Source organism: Frankia sp. CoWAU3 (assembly GCF_977971855.1).
The window spans coordinates 1-15,108 of sequence record NZ_CDWWXB010000064.1; the positions used below are offsets into that span (position 1 = coordinate 1).

The 15,108-nt window shown below is 71.7% G+C and carries 12 protein-coding genes and 2 pseudogenes; 10 read left to right on the top strand and 4 right to left on the bottom strand.

Going from position 1 to position 15,108, the window contains the following annotated elements:
* From AC08ON_RS08290 to AC08ON_RS08325, 8 genes and pseudogenes are all read left to right on the top strand, one after another.
* Positions 1-498, top strand: a 498-nt coding sequence (locus AC08ON_RS08290; RefSeq protein ID WP_476616732.1) for an MBL fold metallo-hydrolase, incomplete at its 5' end; no start/stop codon positions are given.
* Between the two features lie 121 nt (positions 499-619).
* Positions 620-2,011 carry an ABC transporter substrate-binding protein gene (locus AC08ON_RS08295; RefSeq protein WP_476608176.1) on the top strand — a complete coding sequence of 464 codons (1,392 nt, stop codon included), beginning with the start codon at positions 620-622 and terminating at the stop codon, positions 2,009-2,011.
* Between the two features lie 53 nt (positions 2,012-2,064).
* A complete protein-coding gene (locus tag AC08ON_RS08300) occupies positions 2,065-3,027 on the top strand; it encodes a carbohydrate ABC transporter permease (RefSeq protein ID WP_476616733.1) in 963 nt (320 codons plus the stop codon).
* The gene (locus AC08ON_RS08305; RefSeq protein WP_011436668.1) at positions 3,014-3,841 is read left to right on the top strand and encodes a carbohydrate ABC transporter permease; all 828 of its coding nucleotides are present in this window, start codon (positions 3,014-3,016) and stop codon (positions 3,839-3,841) included. The genes AC08ON_RS08300 and AC08ON_RS08305 overlap by 14 nt, the downstream gene beginning before the upstream one ends.
* A gap of 103 nt (positions 3,842-3,944) precedes the next feature.
* A pseudogene (locus AC08ON_RS08310) lies at positions 3,945-4,384 on the top strand (ATP-binding cassette domain-containing protein); the annotation flags it as partial.
* A 21-nt stretch (positions 4,385-4,405) separates the two neighbouring features.
* Positions 4,406-5,155: an ATP-binding cassette domain-containing protein gene (locus AC08ON_RS08315; RefSeq protein ID WP_476608178.1), complete on the top strand. Its 750-nt coding sequence runs from the start codon at positions 4,406-4,408 to the stop codon at positions 5,153-5,155.
* The gene (locus tag AC08ON_RS08320; protein WP_476608174.1) at positions 5,152-5,868 is read left to right on the top strand and encodes an HAD-IA family hydrolase; all 717 of its coding nucleotides are present in this window, start codon (positions 5,152-5,154) and stop codon (positions 5,866-5,868) included. The genes AC08ON_RS08315 and AC08ON_RS08320 overlap by 4 nt, the downstream gene beginning before the upstream one ends.
* A 317-nt stretch (positions 5,869-6,185) precedes the next feature.
* Entirely contained in the window at positions 6,186-7,826 is a 1,641-nt protein-coding gene (locus tag AC08ON_RS08325; RefSeq protein WP_476616734.1) for a bifunctional aminoglycoside phosphotransferase/ATP-binding protein, read from the top strand.
* 73 nt (positions 7,827-7,899) lie between these two features.
* Here AC08ON_RS08325 and AC08ON_RS08330 read toward each other — a convergent pair whose 3' ends face one another.
* The 3 genes from AC08ON_RS08330 to AC08ON_RS08340 all read right to left on the bottom strand — a co-directional run bounded on the left by AC08ON_RS08330 (position 7,900) and on the right by AC08ON_RS08340 (position 12,325).
* Entirely contained in the window at positions 7,900-8,535 is a 636-nt protein-coding gene (locus tag AC08ON_RS08330) for a response regulator (protein WP_476608369.1), read from the bottom strand.
* Positions 8,536-8,753: 218 nt separating this feature from the next.
* A complete protein-coding gene (locus AC08ON_RS08335) occupies positions 8,754-9,620 on the bottom strand; it encodes an SAM-dependent methyltransferase (protein WP_476608366.1) in 867 nt (288 codons plus the stop codon).
* A gap of 77 nt (positions 9,621-9,697) precedes the next feature.
* Positions 9,698-12,325, bottom strand: a complete 2,628-nt coding sequence (locus AC08ON_RS08340) for a DEAD/DEAH box helicase (protein ID WP_476616735.1) — start codon at positions 12,323-12,325, stop codon at positions 9,698-9,700.
* 520 nt (positions 12,326-12,845) lie between these two features.
* On the opposite strand from AC08ON_RS08340, the gene AC08ON_RS08345 reads away from it, so the two are divergent.
* Positions 12,846-13,754: an acyl-CoA desaturase gene (locus AC08ON_RS08345; protein WP_476616736.1), complete on the top strand. Its 909-nt coding sequence runs from the start codon at positions 12,846-12,848 to the stop codon at positions 13,752-13,754.
* Positions 13,755-14,087: 333 nt separating this feature from the next.
* On the opposite strand, the gene AC08ON_RS08350 is transcribed toward AC08ON_RS08345, so the two are convergent.
* Positions 14,088-14,435 (bottom strand): FDXHR family putative zinc-binding protein, encoded by a 348-nt coding sequence (locus tag AC08ON_RS08350; protein WP_476608500.1) that lies wholly within the window; start codon positions 14,433-14,435, stop codon positions 14,088-14,090.
* A gap of 259 nt (positions 14,436-14,694) precedes the next feature.
* Here AC08ON_RS08350 and AC08ON_RS08355 point away from each other — a divergent pair.
* Positions 14,695-15,108 (top strand): annotated as a pseudogene (locus tag AC08ON_RS08355) (hypothetical protein); the annotation flags it as partial.

Below are 15,108 nucleotides of genomic sequence, written 5' to 3' on the forward strand. Positions count from 1 at the left end.
CCTTGCCCTGAACCTCCTCCGCCTCCGCGGAGTCAGAAAAGTCAAGGAAACCCTCGAACACATCGCCGGAGACCGCCGCCGGACACTCCAATTCATAGCCACTTAACGCAACAGGCCGTCACACCACGCGACCTTCGCGCAGCCCTGGGGCTGCGCCACGCGGTACCGAACTGCGGGATCCGCATCGAGACGGCGGACGCCAGCCTCGCCTACACCGGCGACACCGGAGTGACCGACGCCCTCGTCGACCTCGCCCGCGGCGTCGATCTCTTTCTCGCCGAGGCCACCCTCGAGCTGACCGACGACAGCGACCACGGCCACCTCAGCGCCCTCGACGCGGCCGAGGCGGCCCGGCTCGCCGGGGTGGGTCAGCTCGTGCTCACCCACTTCGTCACCGACGACCCCGAGTGGCTGGCCGCGCGGCGCGCCGAGGCCGAGCGGGTGTTCGACGGGCCGGTGCACCTGGCCGCCCCGGCCCGCAAGTTCGACGTCGCATGACCTCCGCCGACGTCTTCCCGCCCCCCGTGGGGGGCACCCTGTTCCCGGGCGGCGACCTGTTCCCGGGACGCGATCACCCCTCGGGTGACGCAATCGCTCCGACGCGTGAAAGGCGACTGGTGTGACAGCCGTTTCCCGGCACGACGATGCTGCTGGACAGGAACGGGACGCAGGACAGGAACGCCCGGGCCGCCGTCCGCGGCGGCACCGGGCCCGGCTGGTCGTCACGGCGTTGTCCGCCGCGGTCGGCCTGCTCGCCGTGGCGGCCTGCGGCTCGGACAGCGACACCGCCTCCGGTACCCCGGCCGCGACACCGCAAGGTGACACCCCGGCGACCATCACCTTCCTGTCCTACAACTACGGCACCCCGGGTCTCGGTGGTACGGGAACCCAGGCACTGCTCGACGCCTTCGCCAAGGCGCACCCGAAGATCATGGTCAAGCCGCAGGGCGTCGCGGTGAAGGACGTCCTCACCCGGCTGTGCACCGACACCGCCGCCGGTGATCCGCCCGACGTCGCCCAGATCGGCTGGAGCAAGATGGCCGAGGCGGTCGACGCCCTGCCGATCACCCCGGTCCAGAAGGTCGCCGGCAGCGAGTGGGAGTCGGCCACCGCCGGCATCTCGAAGAGCATCCTGTCGGCCGTCTCCACCAACGGCGTCGTCGCGGCGATGCCGTTCACGATGTCGATCCCGGTCATGTACTACAACGCCGACCTGTTCCGCGCCGCCGGCCTGGACCCCCAACACCCGCCGACGACCCTCGCCGACGTCAAGGCCGCCGCTTTGAAGATCAAGGCGACCGGTAAGCAGGGCGTCTACATCAGCGTCGTCGACAGCGGGAAGTCGGACTACCTGACCCAGTCGGTCGTCAACTCCAACGGCGGCTCGCTGGTGGACAAGAACGGCGGCGTCACCCTCGACAAGCAGCCTGCCGTCGAGGCGCTGGCCACGATCGCCGACCTGACCGCCTCGGGTGCCCAGCCCGGAGTCAAGGCCGAAGCGGCCCTGGCCGCGTTAACCAAGGGTGACCTCGGCATGTTCGTCACCAGCACGGCGCTGCTCGCCAGCGCCCAGAAGGCGGCGGCGGGCAAGTTCGAGCTGCGCACCGCGGGTCTGCCGTCCTTCGGCACCAAACCCGCCCGCCCGACCTACTCCGGCGCCGGGCTCGCGGTGCTGGCCAAGGACCCGGCCAAGCAGCGCGCCGCCTGGGAGTTCATCAAGTTCCTCACCTCCGACGAGGGCTTCGAGATCATCACCTCGAAGATCGGTTACCTGCCGCTGCGACAGAGCGTGGCGACGAAGCTCGCCGGCACCCCGATCGTGAAGCTGCTGGAACCGGCCCTCGACCAGCTCGACACCGTCACCCCCTACACCTCGTTCCGCGGGGCGAAGGCCAACCAGGCCGTCGTCGTGCTGCAGGACGAGGCCGTCGAACCGATCGTCCTGCGCGGGGCCGATCCCCAGGCGACCCTGAGCAAGGCCGCCGAGAAGATCCGCGCACTCTCCTCCTGATGATCGGCACCCGGCCCCGCGCGGCACGCCCGCGCGGGGTCCTCCCGGCCACGGTGGCACGCCGCGCCGTGCCGTGGCTCTACCAGACGCCGGTGCTGGTGTCGCTGGCGGTCTTCGTCTACGGGCCGCTGCTCTTCGAGGCGTACCTGAGCCTGACGAACTGGGACCTGATCAAACCCGACCAGGACTTCGTGGGGCTTGCCAACTTCCGCGGCCTGTTCGGGGGCGAAGAGTTCCCCCGGGCGCTGAGCCGCACCGGCCTCTACGTCCTGGTGATGTTGCCCTTCGCGACGGTCGTCCCGATGGCGCTGGCGATCATGTTGTGGAAGCGGCCCGGTCGGACCAGCGACATCTACCGGGCCCTGCTGTTCCTGCCGGTGATGCTCGCCCCTGTCGCGAACGCGCTGTCCTGGCGGTTCGTCCTCGACCCGCTCGGCGGGATCGTCAACGTCGTCACCGGCGGGCTGGGCCTGGGCGAGCGGGACTGGCTCGGTGATCCCTCGACCGCCCTCGCCGCCATCTCGCTCGTCACCGCGGCCCGGTTCGTCGCGCTCAACATGCTGCTCTACGGCGCGGCACTGGCCGCGATCGACCGGCGCTGCCTCGACGCCGCCCGCGTCGACGGCGCCACCGAATGGGAGATCACCCGCCGTCTCGTGGTCCCCCAACTGCGTGGCACCACGATCCTGCTGTCGTTCCTGTGCGCGGTGTTCGCCGGGCAGTGGACGTTCACCAACATCGCCGTGCTCACCCAGGGCGGCCCCGACAACACCACCGACAACGTCTACTACCGTCTGTACACCTACGCGTTCACCTACTTCGACGCCGGGACGGGCGCGGCGGCGGCGCTGACGATCGTGGTGGTCCTGTGCGCCCTGTTCGGCCTGTCGACGCTGGCCCGCCGCGTCGCCGGCACGTTCGGCGCCCCGGACCGGGACCGGCCGACCACCCGGCTCGCGGCCACCCTAGCCGCCCCGCTGACCGCGCTGACCAGGAGGCGCCGTGCCGCGCTCTGATGTCCAGGCCACCCGCGCCGCCGGCCGGCACGTGGTACTCGCCGTGGCGGTCGTCGCGATGCTCTTCCCGATGCTGTGGGCGCTGACCACCTCGTTCAAGCCGCCCGCGGACATCTACGGCGCCAACCCGCTGCCCATCCCGGCCAGCCTGAGCAACTACCGCAACGCCATCGACGGGTTCCCCATCGGCCGACTGCTGCTGAACACCTTCGTCATGGCGACGGGTGTGACCATCCTGCACCTCGTCGCCGGGGTACTCGCAGCCTGGTCGTTCGTCCGTTTCTCCCACGCCGGGCAGCGGCTCGTCTCCGCGCTGGTGGTCATCGCCCTCGTCGTCCCGCCGCAGGCCCTGATGATCCCACAGTTCCTGCTGGTCTCCCGGCTGGGCTGGCGCAACACCTTCGCCGGGCTGATCGTGCCGCAGCTGGCCACCTGCTCGCTGGCGGTGCTGCTGCTGCGCGAGCACATCCGCGGCATCCCGCCGACCCTGCTCGGCGCCGCGACCCTCGATGGCGCCAGCCACGCCGAGACGCTGCGCCACATCGTCCTGCCGCTGCTGCGCCCCGCGCTCGCGGCGGTGGCCGTCGTCGTGTTCATCACGACGTGGAACGAGTATCTCTGGCCCACCCTCGTCGCGCCCCACCGGGACACGACGACCATCCAGCCGGGCCTGCAGATGTTCGAGACCCAGGAGGGCCCGGAGTACGGCCCGTTGCTCGCCGGGGCCATGCTCGCCTCGATCCCGGTGACCATCGTCTACCTCTTCGCCTCCCGCCGCATCACCGACGCTTTCCTCCAAGCTGGCCTGAGATGAGCACCGGATGACCGACACCACCGTGACCAGCCGGCCGATCCTCGGCGAGGCCCCACCGCCGGAGCTCCCCGCCCCCAGCGGGGGGGTGCACTTCCGTGGGATCATGCGCCGGTACGGCGGCACCGGGCGGCCCGCGCTCGACGTCGCCGACCTGCATCTTCCGCACCGGTCCTTCACGGTGATCGTCGGGCCGTCGGGATGCGGGAAGTCGACCGCGCTGCGGGTCATCACCGGGCTGGAAACCCCCGACGAAGGCCGGTTGACGATCAACGGGGTGGACGTCACGGCGACGCCACCGGGCGCGCGCGGGGTCTCGATGGTCTTCCAGGACTTCGCGCTCTACCCACATCTCACCGTCGAGCAGAACATCGCCTTCAGCCTGCGGCTCGAGGCGAAGCACAACCGCGGCCGCCTCGGATTTCTGCGCCGGGGGGCGGGCGGGGCGGGCCCGAGCCGTGGCGAGATCTCCCGCCGGGTCACCGAGGCCTGCGTCCTGCTGGGGCTCGCCGACCTGGGCAGCTCTCCGGGGGTGAGCGCCAGCGCGTCGGCCTCGCCCGCGCGATCGTGCGCCGCCCGAGTGTGCTCCTGCTCGACGAGCCCCTCTCCGCGCTCGACGCCCAGCTACGCCAGCAGGCCCGGGCCGAACTCGTGCGCCTGCACCGCGAGCTGGGCAACACCGTCGTTCTCGTCACCCACGATCAGCTCGAGGCGCTGTCCATGGGCACCCATCTGGTGGTCATGAACGGCGGACGGGTGGCGCAGGCCGGCACGCCCGAGCAGGTCTACCGCCGGCCGGCCGACGTCTTCGTCGCCGCGTTCGTCGGCAGTCCGGCGATGAACCTGCACCTGGTCGAGGTGACGAACGGCGGTGGGGCGCTCGCGGCACCGGGGCTGTCCGCGCGGCTGGCCGGACCGCTGACGCTGCCCCGGGCCTGGCTCGGCTGGCGGCCGGGGGACGGCGTCATCGAGGCCGGGCCCGATCGGGCCGCGGCAGCGGGCGGCCTGGCCGGTGCCGGCCTGGTCATGGAGGGGCTGGTCGACGTGGTCGAGTTCACCGGGGACGTGGTCGTTGTCCACTGCGTGAGCGGGGCCGCCGCGGCGGGGGAGACCGGCGAGTGGGACGCCGGCCCGGACGAGGTCGGCCCGGACGAGGTCGGCCCGGCCCGGTGGGCGGTGACCGTCCCGGCCCAGGCCGGCGTCCCGGCCGTCGGCACCCCGCTGCGGGTCCGGGTTCCCGCGTGCCGACTGCACCTGTTCGACTCGGTCAGTGGGCAGCGCGTCGACGAGATCGCCCACGACGCCGAGCCGACATGACCGAACTGCTGCCCGCGGGACGTCCCGCCCCCGTGGGGGAGGCCGCGCCCCCAGGGGAGGCCGGCGCGGCGCCGTGGGCGATCTGGTGCGATTTCGGCGGAGTGCTGACATCGTCGATCGCTGTGGCGTTCCGCGACCTGGTCGCCGCCGTGGGCGTACCCGCCCACGAGTTGCGCCGGGCGTTCGACCAGGTGGCGGCGACGTGGGGCCTGCGCACGTTGGGCCCCCTCGAACGGGGCGTGGTCAGCCAGCACGACTGGGGGATCCTCGTCACGGACGCCCTCGGGACAGCCCACCCGCCGCGCATTGACCTGTCCCGGTTCGGGGACCATTGGTATGCCGGTCGCACCCTGGAGTCGGTGATGGTCGATGGGCTGCTGCGCGCCCGCGCCGCCGGCCTGCGGGTGGGACTGCTGACCAACAGCGTGGCCGAGTGGGAGCCGCTGCGCCGCGCGCTGCTGCCCGACTGGTCGGTCTTCGAGTCCATCATCAACTCTCATGAGATCGGGATCGGCAAGCCCGACCCGGCCGTCTACGACCTCGCCGAACGCACGTTCGGCCAGCCCGGCCCGGGCTGCGTCCTCATCGACGACGCCGCCGCGAACTGTGAGGCAGCGCGCCGGCGCGGCTGGACGGCGATCCATCACCGCAGCGTCGCGGATACGCTGGCCGAGCTGGCCGCGGTGACCGGGGTTCCCGAGCTGGCCGGCTAGACCGGGCCGGTACCGGGCGGGGGTGCGGTGACCGGGCGGGCACAGCGGATCCGGTGGCCCGCTGGCGGGTGCGGCCCGGGTCGGGTCGGACGTCCACCACGAATGGTCCGAAGGGCCCCCGGGTAGGCAACCTCTGGCGGTCGCGAGGATGCTCGCCGGCGGCGACGATGATGTTCGGAGCCATCGGACGTCGGCGTTCATCTGTCCACACCGCCGGCGTCACCCGTCCGACCGTCCGACCGTCCGACGCGGTGCGACGAGCGTCGACCGCCGTGTCCCGACCCGCCAGACCTGCCACGCGACCCCCTGGAGGGGCCATGACCATCCAGTACGTGCGGGATGCGACGCCCTCCACCGGGGCGGACGACCATCACGCGGCCGGAGGGATGTTGTCCCCGACGAACCCGCCGTCCCCCGCCTCAACCCCAGCCCAGCCCCGGCTGCGCGCCCTGTACCTGTCCGAGCTGGAGACGTTCGAGACCTACGAGACGCACAGCGCCACGCTGCACCTGGCCGCCGATCGCGTGTACAAGCGCAAGAAGCCGGTGAACCTGGGCTTCCTCGACTTCACCGACCGCCGCACCCGGGAGTCGGTCTGCCGGTCGGAGGTCGCGCTCAACCGCCGGCTGGCCCCCGACGTCTACCTGGGGGTCGCCGATCTCCTCGACGACACCGGTGAGGTGATCGACCACCTGGTCGTGATGCGGCGGATGCCGGCGAGCCGGCGGCTGTCCACCCTCGTGCGCAGGCGCAGCCGGGTCGGCCCGGCACTGCGCACGGTCGCTCGGGCGCTGGCGGTGTTCCACCAGCGGTGCGAGACCTCACCGGAGATCGCGGTGGCGGGGCACCGGGCGACCCTGGAGGGGCTGTGGCGGGAGGGCCTGGAAGGCATCTCCCCCTACCGTGGCACCCTGCTGGACGCGGCGGTGGTCGACGAGATCGGCGAACTGGCGCTGCGCTACCTGGCCGGCCGGGAGACCCTGCTCGGCGATCGGGTGCGCGCCGGGTGGATCCGCGACGGGCACGGCGACCTGCTCGCCGACGACATCTACTGCCTCGGCGACGGACCCCGCATCCTCGACTGCATCGAGTTCGACCCGCGGCTGCGCTTCGGTGACGTCCTCGGCGACGTCGCGTTCCTGGCGATGGATCTGGAACGCCTCGGCGCGCCGGAGGAGGCCACCGAGTTCCTCGACGCCTACCGGGAGTTCAGCGGCGAGGTGCACCCGCGGTCGTTGCAGCATCTCTACGTCGCCTACCGGGCGTTCGTCCGGGCGAAGGTGACCTGTATCCGGGGCGGGCAGGGTGATCCCGACGCGGCCGAGGAGGCCCGCCGGCTGCTGGCCGTCGCCCACCGTCATCTGCGGGCCGGCCGGGTCCAGCTCGTCGTGGTCGGCGGGCTACCCGGGACGGGCAAGACGACCCTGGCCGGCCGGCTGGCCAGGGTCGGTGACGGCTGGGTGCTGCTGCGCTCCGACGTGATCCGCCAGGAGCTGACCGGGATGCCCCTGCGTGAGGGCGGGCCTGCCGCGACCTCCGACCCCGCGACCTCCGACCCCGCGGACGGCGACCCGCGGTTCGGCACCGGGCGCTACGCCCCCGAGATCACCGACGCGACGTACGCCGAGATGCTGCGCCGCGCCGAGGCGGCTCTCGCCCGCGGGGAACGGGTGGTGCTGGACGCATCCTGGTCGAGCGCGCGTCACCGCCGGGCCGCCGCCGAGCTCGCCGCAAGCGTCTGCGCCGACCTGGTGGAGCTGCACTGCGTGACGGCACCGGAGGTGGCGGCCGCCCGGATCGGGCGCCGCGCCGCCGCGGGCACCGACCCGTCGGAGGCGACGATGGCCATCCACCGGGCGATGGCGGCCCGTGCCGACCCCTGGCCGTCGGCGACGGTGGTACGCACCGCCGTCCCGGTCGCCGAGGCCCTGCAGACGGTCCTCGCCCACCTCGACTGACGTCGCCCGGCGGGTCCGGCGCGACCATCCCCGCGCGGCGCTGTCACGCTTCAAGGCGCGTTTCCGGGCGCCGTCACTTCTCGATGCGGGTGGCGTACACGGCGGCCTGGGTGCGGCTGGACAGCTCCAGCTTCTCCAGGATGGCCGAGACGTAGTTCTTCACCGTCTTCTCGGACAGGTGGATCCGCCCGGCGATCTGCCGGTTGGTCAGCCCCTCCGCGATGAGGACGAGGATCTGGCGTTCCCGCTCGCCGAGGGTGGCAAGCTTGCGGTCCTCGGCCGGGCCCTCCCGCAACCGGGTGAGGACCCGCTGGGTGACGGCCGGGTCGAGCAGGGAACGGCCCGCGGCGATTGTCCGGATGGCGCCGACCAGGTCCGTGCCCCTGATCTGCTTGAGCAGGTAGCCGGCGGCCCCGGCCATGATGGCGGCGAACAGGGCGTCATCGTCGTCGTAGGAGGTGAGGATCAGGCAGCCGATCTCGGGGTGCGCCGAGCGCAGATCCCGGCAGACGTCGATACCGTTGCCGTCTTCGAGGCGGGCGTCGAGCACGGCCACGTCCGGCCTCGTCGCCGGGATCCGGCGCAGTGCCTCCGCCGCGGTGGACGCCTCTCCGACAACCTCGATGTCACCGTTCTCGGAGAGCATCTCGCGGATGCCACGCCGGACGATCTCATGATCGTCCAGGAGGAAGACCCGTACGGTGCCCACGGTGCCGACGATACTCACGGTGCCGACGATACCGTCCATGGTCGTCGCCCGGACCGGTTCGGCATGGTGCCGGGAGGGTGCGCGGGTGCGGGCGGGCCCGTTCGAGCCGTCCGGCGCACCCGGGTGAACCCGCCCGCGTGAGCGCACCGCCCCCGGCCCGGGGCCCGCAACGGCTGGCGGCCGCACAACCGGTGAGAGCCGGCGGTTACCCGAGATGGCTACCCGAGGCGGGCGACGCCGCCGTAGACACTGACCTCGGCATCGGTCGGCCCCTCGCCCTCGGCGGCGGGCTCCTCCGGCCGCCACCGATGGACCATCTCCACCCCGGGATCGATGAGCTCCAGGCCGGCGAAGAACCGTTCCACTTCGGCCCGGGTGCGCTGCTGCCCGGGGATGCCCCGGGAGCGGTACGTGATGAAGAGCTGCTCCATGCCGGGGTTGACGTCGGCGGTGGCGTGGGTGAGCGCCAGATAACTGCCCGACGGCAGGGCCGCCAGCAGCCGGCCGAGGATGCCGTAGGGGTCATCCGCGTCGGGGATGAAATGGAAGATCGCGATCATGGACAGGGCGACCGGCTGAGTCAGGTCGAGGGTGTCGCGCAGTTCCGGGGCGGCCAGAATGCGCTCCGGGTCGCGCAGATCCGCGTCGAGGTAGGCGGTGCGGCCCTCGGGGGTGCTGGCGAGCAGGGCCCGGGCGTGGGCGAGCACGATCGGGTCGTTGTCGGTGTAGACGATCCGGGCGTCGGGGGCGATGCCCTGGGCGATCTCGTGCAGGTTCGGGGACGTGGGGATGCCGGTGCCGATGTCGAGGAACTGGCGGATCCCGACCTCGGTGGCCAGGAACCGGGTCGCCCGGCGCAGGAACGCCCGGTTCTCCACCGCGGCGATGCTGGCGCCCGGGAAGGCGGCCCGTGCCTGCTCGGCCGCCTCCCGATCAACGGGGAAGTTGTCCTTGCCGCCCAGGAAGTAGTCGTACATCCGGGCCGCGTGCGGCTGGTCGGTCCTGAGGTCGACCGGGCTGCGTTCCTCCGCAAGGCTCTTCCACCACTGCCCGACCTCTGGGTCGTGTCGGTCCGCGCTCGTCACCGCAATCAGCCCCTTGGTAATTGGACGATCCTCACCAAATACCCTAGCGGGGGCGGATTCGTGTCCCTTTACGGGCGTCAGAATCGGTCGATGGCGGTGACCCTGACCACCGCGACTCCCGCCTCGTCCGAGGCGGTCAGGTCGATCTCCGCGCTGAAGCCCCAGTCATGGTCCCCGGCCGGGTCGTCGAAGATCTGTCGCGCCGTCCACGTCCCCGGCGTCCCCGGCTTCTCGTCGAGGATGAGCAGACCCGGCCCCCGCGCGTCCGGACCGGTGCCGATCTCGCCATGCTCGGCGAAGTACGGCTCCAACGCCGCCCGCCACCCGTTGGCGTCGAACCCGCCGTCGAGCTCGCCAAGCGTGTCGTAGCGGCGCAGCGCGGCAAGCTCGACCCGGCGGAACAGCGCGTTGCGCACCAACACCCGAAATGCCCGGATGTTGCCCGTGACCGCCGGTGGCCGCTCGTCGACGCCACCACCGCTCGCCGTGGTGCCCGCCGTGGCGCCCGCGCCGTCCCCGGCCGGGTTGCTCAGCCGCTCCCACTCGTCGAGGAGGCTGGAGTCGGTCTGGCGGACCAGTTCCCCCAGCCACTCGGTCAGGTCGACGACCTCCTCGGTGCGGGCGTCCTCGGGCACCGTCTGGCGCAGCGCCTTGTAGGCGTCGGCCAGGTAGCGCAGCAGCAGCCCCTCCGAGCGGGCCAGCCCGTAGAACGCCACGTACTCGGCGAACGTCATCGCCCGCTCGTAGAGCTCCCGCGCCACCGACTTCGGCGCCAGCTCGTAGTCGTCGACCCAGGGATGCCCCCGCCGGTACAGGGCGAACGCCGCGCCCAGCAGCTCCGCCAGCGGCTGGGGATAGCTGACCTCCTCCAGCAGCTCCATCCGCCGGTCGTAGTCGACGCCCTCGGCCTTCATCGCCGCGACCGCCTCCCCCTTCGCCTTCGACAGCTGGGCGTGCAGCACCTGCCGGGGATTGTCCAGGGTCGCCTCCAGCACCGAGAGCACATCCAGCGCATAGGAGGGGGAGGCCGGGTCGAGCAGCTCCAGCGCGGCCAGCGCGAACGGGGACAGCGGCTGATTGAGCGCGAAGTCGAGCTGCAGGTCCACCGTCACCCGCACGCCGCGGCCCAGCTCGTCGGGGGTGTCGAGGCGCTCCACCACCCCGGCCGCCAGCAGCGCCCGGTAGATCGCGATCGCCCGGTGGATCAGCCGGCGCTGAGTGGCGCGATCCGAATGGTTGTCGGTGAGCAGGTGGCGCATCGACGCGAACGCGTCCCCCGGCCGGTTGATCACGTTGAGCAGCATCGCGTGGTTCACGGTGAACTGGGAGGTCAACGGCTCGGGTTCGGCCGCGATGAGCCGTTCGAACGTCGCCAGGCCGTACCCGACGCTGCCCTCGGGGGGCTTCTTGCGGACCACCTTGCGTCGCTTCTTCGGATCGTCCCCGGCCTTCGCCAACGCGCGTTCGTTTTCGATCACATGCTCGGGGGCCTGCACGACGACGTTGCCGACCGGGTCGTAGCCGGCCCGCCCGGCCCGCCCGGCGATCTGATGGAACTCCCGTGCCGACAGCAGCCGCACCCTGCTCCCGTCGTACTTCGACAGGGAGGTGAACACCACCGTGCGGATCGGCACATTGATCCCCACCCCCAGGGTGTCCGTGCCGCAGATGACTTTCAGTAGCCCCGCCTGGGCGAGCTGCTCCACCAGCCGGCGGTACTTCGGCAGCATTCCGGCGTGATGCACCCCGATGCCGTGGCGGACCAGCCGGGACAGCACCCTGCCGAACCCGGCGGTGAACCGGAAGTTCCCGATCGTCCTCGCGATCGCGTCCTTCTCCGCCCGGGTCGACACGTTCACGCTCATCAGTGCCTGCGCCCGTTCCAACGCCTGCGCCTGGGTGAAGTGCACGACGTAGACGGGAGCCTGGTGGGTCTCCAGCAGCTCACCGATCGTCTCGTGCATCGGCGTGGTGACGAACCGGTAGAACAGCGGCACCGGACGCTGCGCGGAGCGCACCACCGCGGTCCCGCGCCCGGTGCGCCGCGTCAGGTCCGCCTCGAACAGCGACACGTCACCGAGCGTCGCCGACATCAGGATGAACTGGGTGTGCGGCAGTTCCAGCAGCGGCACCTGCCAGGCCCAGCCGCGGCCGGGGTCGGCGTAGTAGTGGAACTCGTCCATGACGACCTGACCGACGTCGGCGGCGACCCCGTCGCGCAGCGCGATGTTCGCCAGCACCTCCGCCGTACAGCAGATGATCGGCGCCGTGTCGTTCACGCTGGCGTCCCCGGTCATCATCCCGACCTGCGCCGCGCCGAACATCGCGCACAACGCGAAGAACTTCTCCGACACCAGCGCCTTGATCGGCGCGGTGTAGAAGGTACGCCGCCGCGCCGCCAGCGCCGCGAAGTGCGCCCCCGCCGCGACCAGGCTCTTGCCCGACCCGGTCGGCGTCGCCAGGATCACGTTCGACCCCGAGACGATCTCGATCAGCGCCTCGGACTGCGCCGGGTACAGCTCCAGCCCCTGCTCTGCGACCCACCTGGTGAACGCGTCATAGAGTGCGTCGGGATCGGGCCCGCCGCCGGGCCCGCCGGGGCCGGTCAGGTCCGGGTTCTTCGAGCCGGGGTCCTTCGGGTGGGGGGCCCGTTCGTCGTCATGGCCGGTGCCGGAAGTCGGGGGAAGGTGGTCGGTGAGTGTCATGGTCGTTCGATCGTGCCTGATGGACGCCGCCCACGGCTTTCGGGTGGGCGGCCCGTGACGCTCTGCTACCCGGGGCGGACGGTGTTCGTGAAGTCCGCTTTCCGCGCCTCGATGCGGGGGTACGCCCAACCCGGTTCTGGCGGGTAGCACCAACGCCCCGATCCGGAAAACCGACCACAGGTAGCACTGACAATCCCCCAGACACGGAGGGAAACACGTGTCCCGTGAATCCGAACTGCAGTCGGCCATCGCCGCCTCTGCCGCTGTATCCGGCAGCACCGATCCCGTTATCGTAAAATCTACTGTCACCACGTCCGGTACGGCCCAATCCATCCCCACGACCCCCACGACCACCCTCGGATCGGGCACCCTCGGTTCTGCCGCGGCGCGTGTCGCAGCACTCCGGCCCGGTGACTACGACGGGTGTCCGCCGGGCCGGTCCCGCCCCGACCCGACCCTGCCGTCGGGGCCGCCGCTCCCGGCCAGGGCCACCGGGCCGAGGCGGTCGACCCGTCCCGACGTGGCGGACCAGCCGAAGACCCTCGGCGAGCAGGTCCTGCTCGCGTTCTTCATCGTCGTGCCCCTGCTTGCCCTGCTCGCCGCGGTCCCGCTGGCCTGGGGGTGGGGGCTGGGCTGGCACGACCTGGTCATCGGTGCCGTCATGTACCTGATCACCGGATTCGGTGTCACCGTGGGCTACCACCGGTTGTTCACGCATGGTTCCTTCCGGACCGGCCGGCCGCTGCGGATAATCCTCGCCGTTGCCGGGAGCCTCGCCATCGAAATGGGGGTGACCGACTGGGTCGCGGCCCACCGGCGGCATCACAAATACTCCGACCAGGCAGCTGATCCGCATTCACCGTGGCGTTTCGGTCATCATGGCAGGGGCCTGGCGAAAGGGTTCCTGCACGCCCATGTCGGATGGCTTTTCCACCCGGAACGGACCGCGCCGGAGACGTTCTGCCCGGATCTGCTCGCCGATCGGGACATCGCGGCGATCTCGGCCCGCTTCCCCTGGCTCGTCGCCGCCTCGGTGCTGCTGCCGCCGCTGGTCGGCGGCCTGTGGAGCATGTCCTGGGCCGGGGCGGCGACCGCCTTGTTCTGGGGAGCGCTGGTCCGTATCGCGCTGCTGCACCACGTCACCTTCTCCATCAACTCGATCTGCCACACGATCGGCACCCGACCGTTCGCGGCCCGGGACCGCTCCAGCAACGTGTGGTGGCTGGCCATACCCTCGCTGGGGGAGTCGTGGCACAACCTGCACCACGCCGACCCCACCAGCGCCCGCCACGGCGTCCTGCCCGGCCAGATCGATCCCAGCGCCGCACTCATCCGCCTGTTCGAGAAGCTCGGCTGGGCGCACGACGTGCGGTGGCCCACCGCCAAACGGATCGCCGCCCGCCGAGTGGGCGCTGGCGCGGGGCGTTGAGAAACGACGTCGAACGTCATAGCTTGGCCGGAGAAAAACCGGCACGGGCTTTAAGCGTGCCATCTCGGTCGAATCTTCACTGCCGGGCCCCTTTACCCTAACGGAAGCGTTCCTGGACGGGGGAGAGCGGTCTGCGACGGCGTCCGGGTGCTGCGGGACCGCAGCCGGGGAACACAAGATTGACTTCCAGTACACCGTGGTGGTGGCACGTCCCCACCACCATGCCCACCGTTGTGCCTGCCGTCGCGCCTGTTGCGACCGGCTCGGCCATCCAGCCCGGCCGCAGGCGGCGGGTGGGATCCCGCCTACCGTCCGATGAGGGGGAGGGCTCGGTCAGCCGGCCATCCGTACCGTGCCGGCGCCACCTCGGGCCCCGCCTCCGGCGCCACCGCGGGCGCCCGCGGGGCCGGCCGAACCGCCTTGCCGGTCGGAGACCCGCAGGATGCGGCCGGGCGGCTGTTCGTCTCCGCTGAGCCAGTATCCGCGGTCGCGGCGCAACCTGACCCGTTCCGGGGAAAGACAGGCCCCCTTCACCCGATGCGCGTCGAAGCCGGTGGTGGTGCCGGCGAAGGTCTCGTGGCAGGACGGGCAGTGCGCCGCGGTCAGCGCCGTCCAGCGCACGTCGCAGCCGCCGCAGCTGAGCAGGATGGGGCGTTCGTACTCGCTGTCCCGCCCTGCCATGAAACCGCCTCTTCCCGCGAAGGTTCTGATCTCCCGTCGTCGGATTCTTGCCGCTCAACGTTTCCAACGTGGGCATTTCGGCTTTCTAGCTCTTCGGGCGCGTCGCGTCACCGGGCTGCCACCGGCCGCCGGGGGTGCCGCGGACCCTGGCCCTGCTGCCAGTGAGTACTGGCTTGGCTACCATGAGTACTGGCCCGACAGTCCTGAGTACCGTCCCGGAGGGGCGCGAACTGTCGGACCCGCCGGTGAGAATCGACCAGTGACGTCGGCATCCCCGTCCTACCCGGAGTCGGGCCTGCTCGCCCGGCTGCGGGCCGGCGGGTTCGTCCGCCGGGATCTGCTCGCCCTGGTCCCGCTGGGCGGAGCCGGCCTCGGGGTGGCCTACCGGCCCCGGGCCGCGTCCGCGCCCACGGTGAGCGGTGGCACCGGTCGGGAGGACACGGACGGTCGGGAGGGTGCGGACAGCCCGGAGGGTCCGAAGGGTAGGGACGGCCCGCGTGGGGCGGGCGGTGCGGTGGCGCCGGGCGTGGTGCGGCTCGCGGTTCCCCTGGCCGGGGCCGGCCAGGCCGCGCGGGTGCTCGCCGGGATCGAGGCGTTGCTGGCACCCCGCTGGGTCTGGTGGCCGGCGCGGTCCGCGACGCGCGTGCCGCCCGGCCTAGACCTGTCTTCCGCG

Coding starts and splice junctions, on each gene's coding strand:
- AC08ON_RS08320 (WP_476608174.1), top strand. CDS start 5,152: ATGACCGAACTGCTGCCCGCGGGACGTCCCGCCCCCGTGGGGGAGGCC.
- AC08ON_RS08325 (WP_476616734.1), top strand. CDS start 6,186: ATGACCATCCAGTACGTGCGGGATGCGACGCCCTCCACCGGGGCGGAC.
- AC08ON_RS08340 (WP_476616735.1), bottom strand. CDS start 12,325: ATGACACTCACCGACCACCTTCCCCCGACTTCCGGCACCGGCCATGAC.
- AC08ON_RS08350 (WP_476608500.1), bottom strand. CDS start 14,435: ATGGCAGGGCGGGACAGCGAGTACGAACGCCCCATCCTGCTCAGCTGC.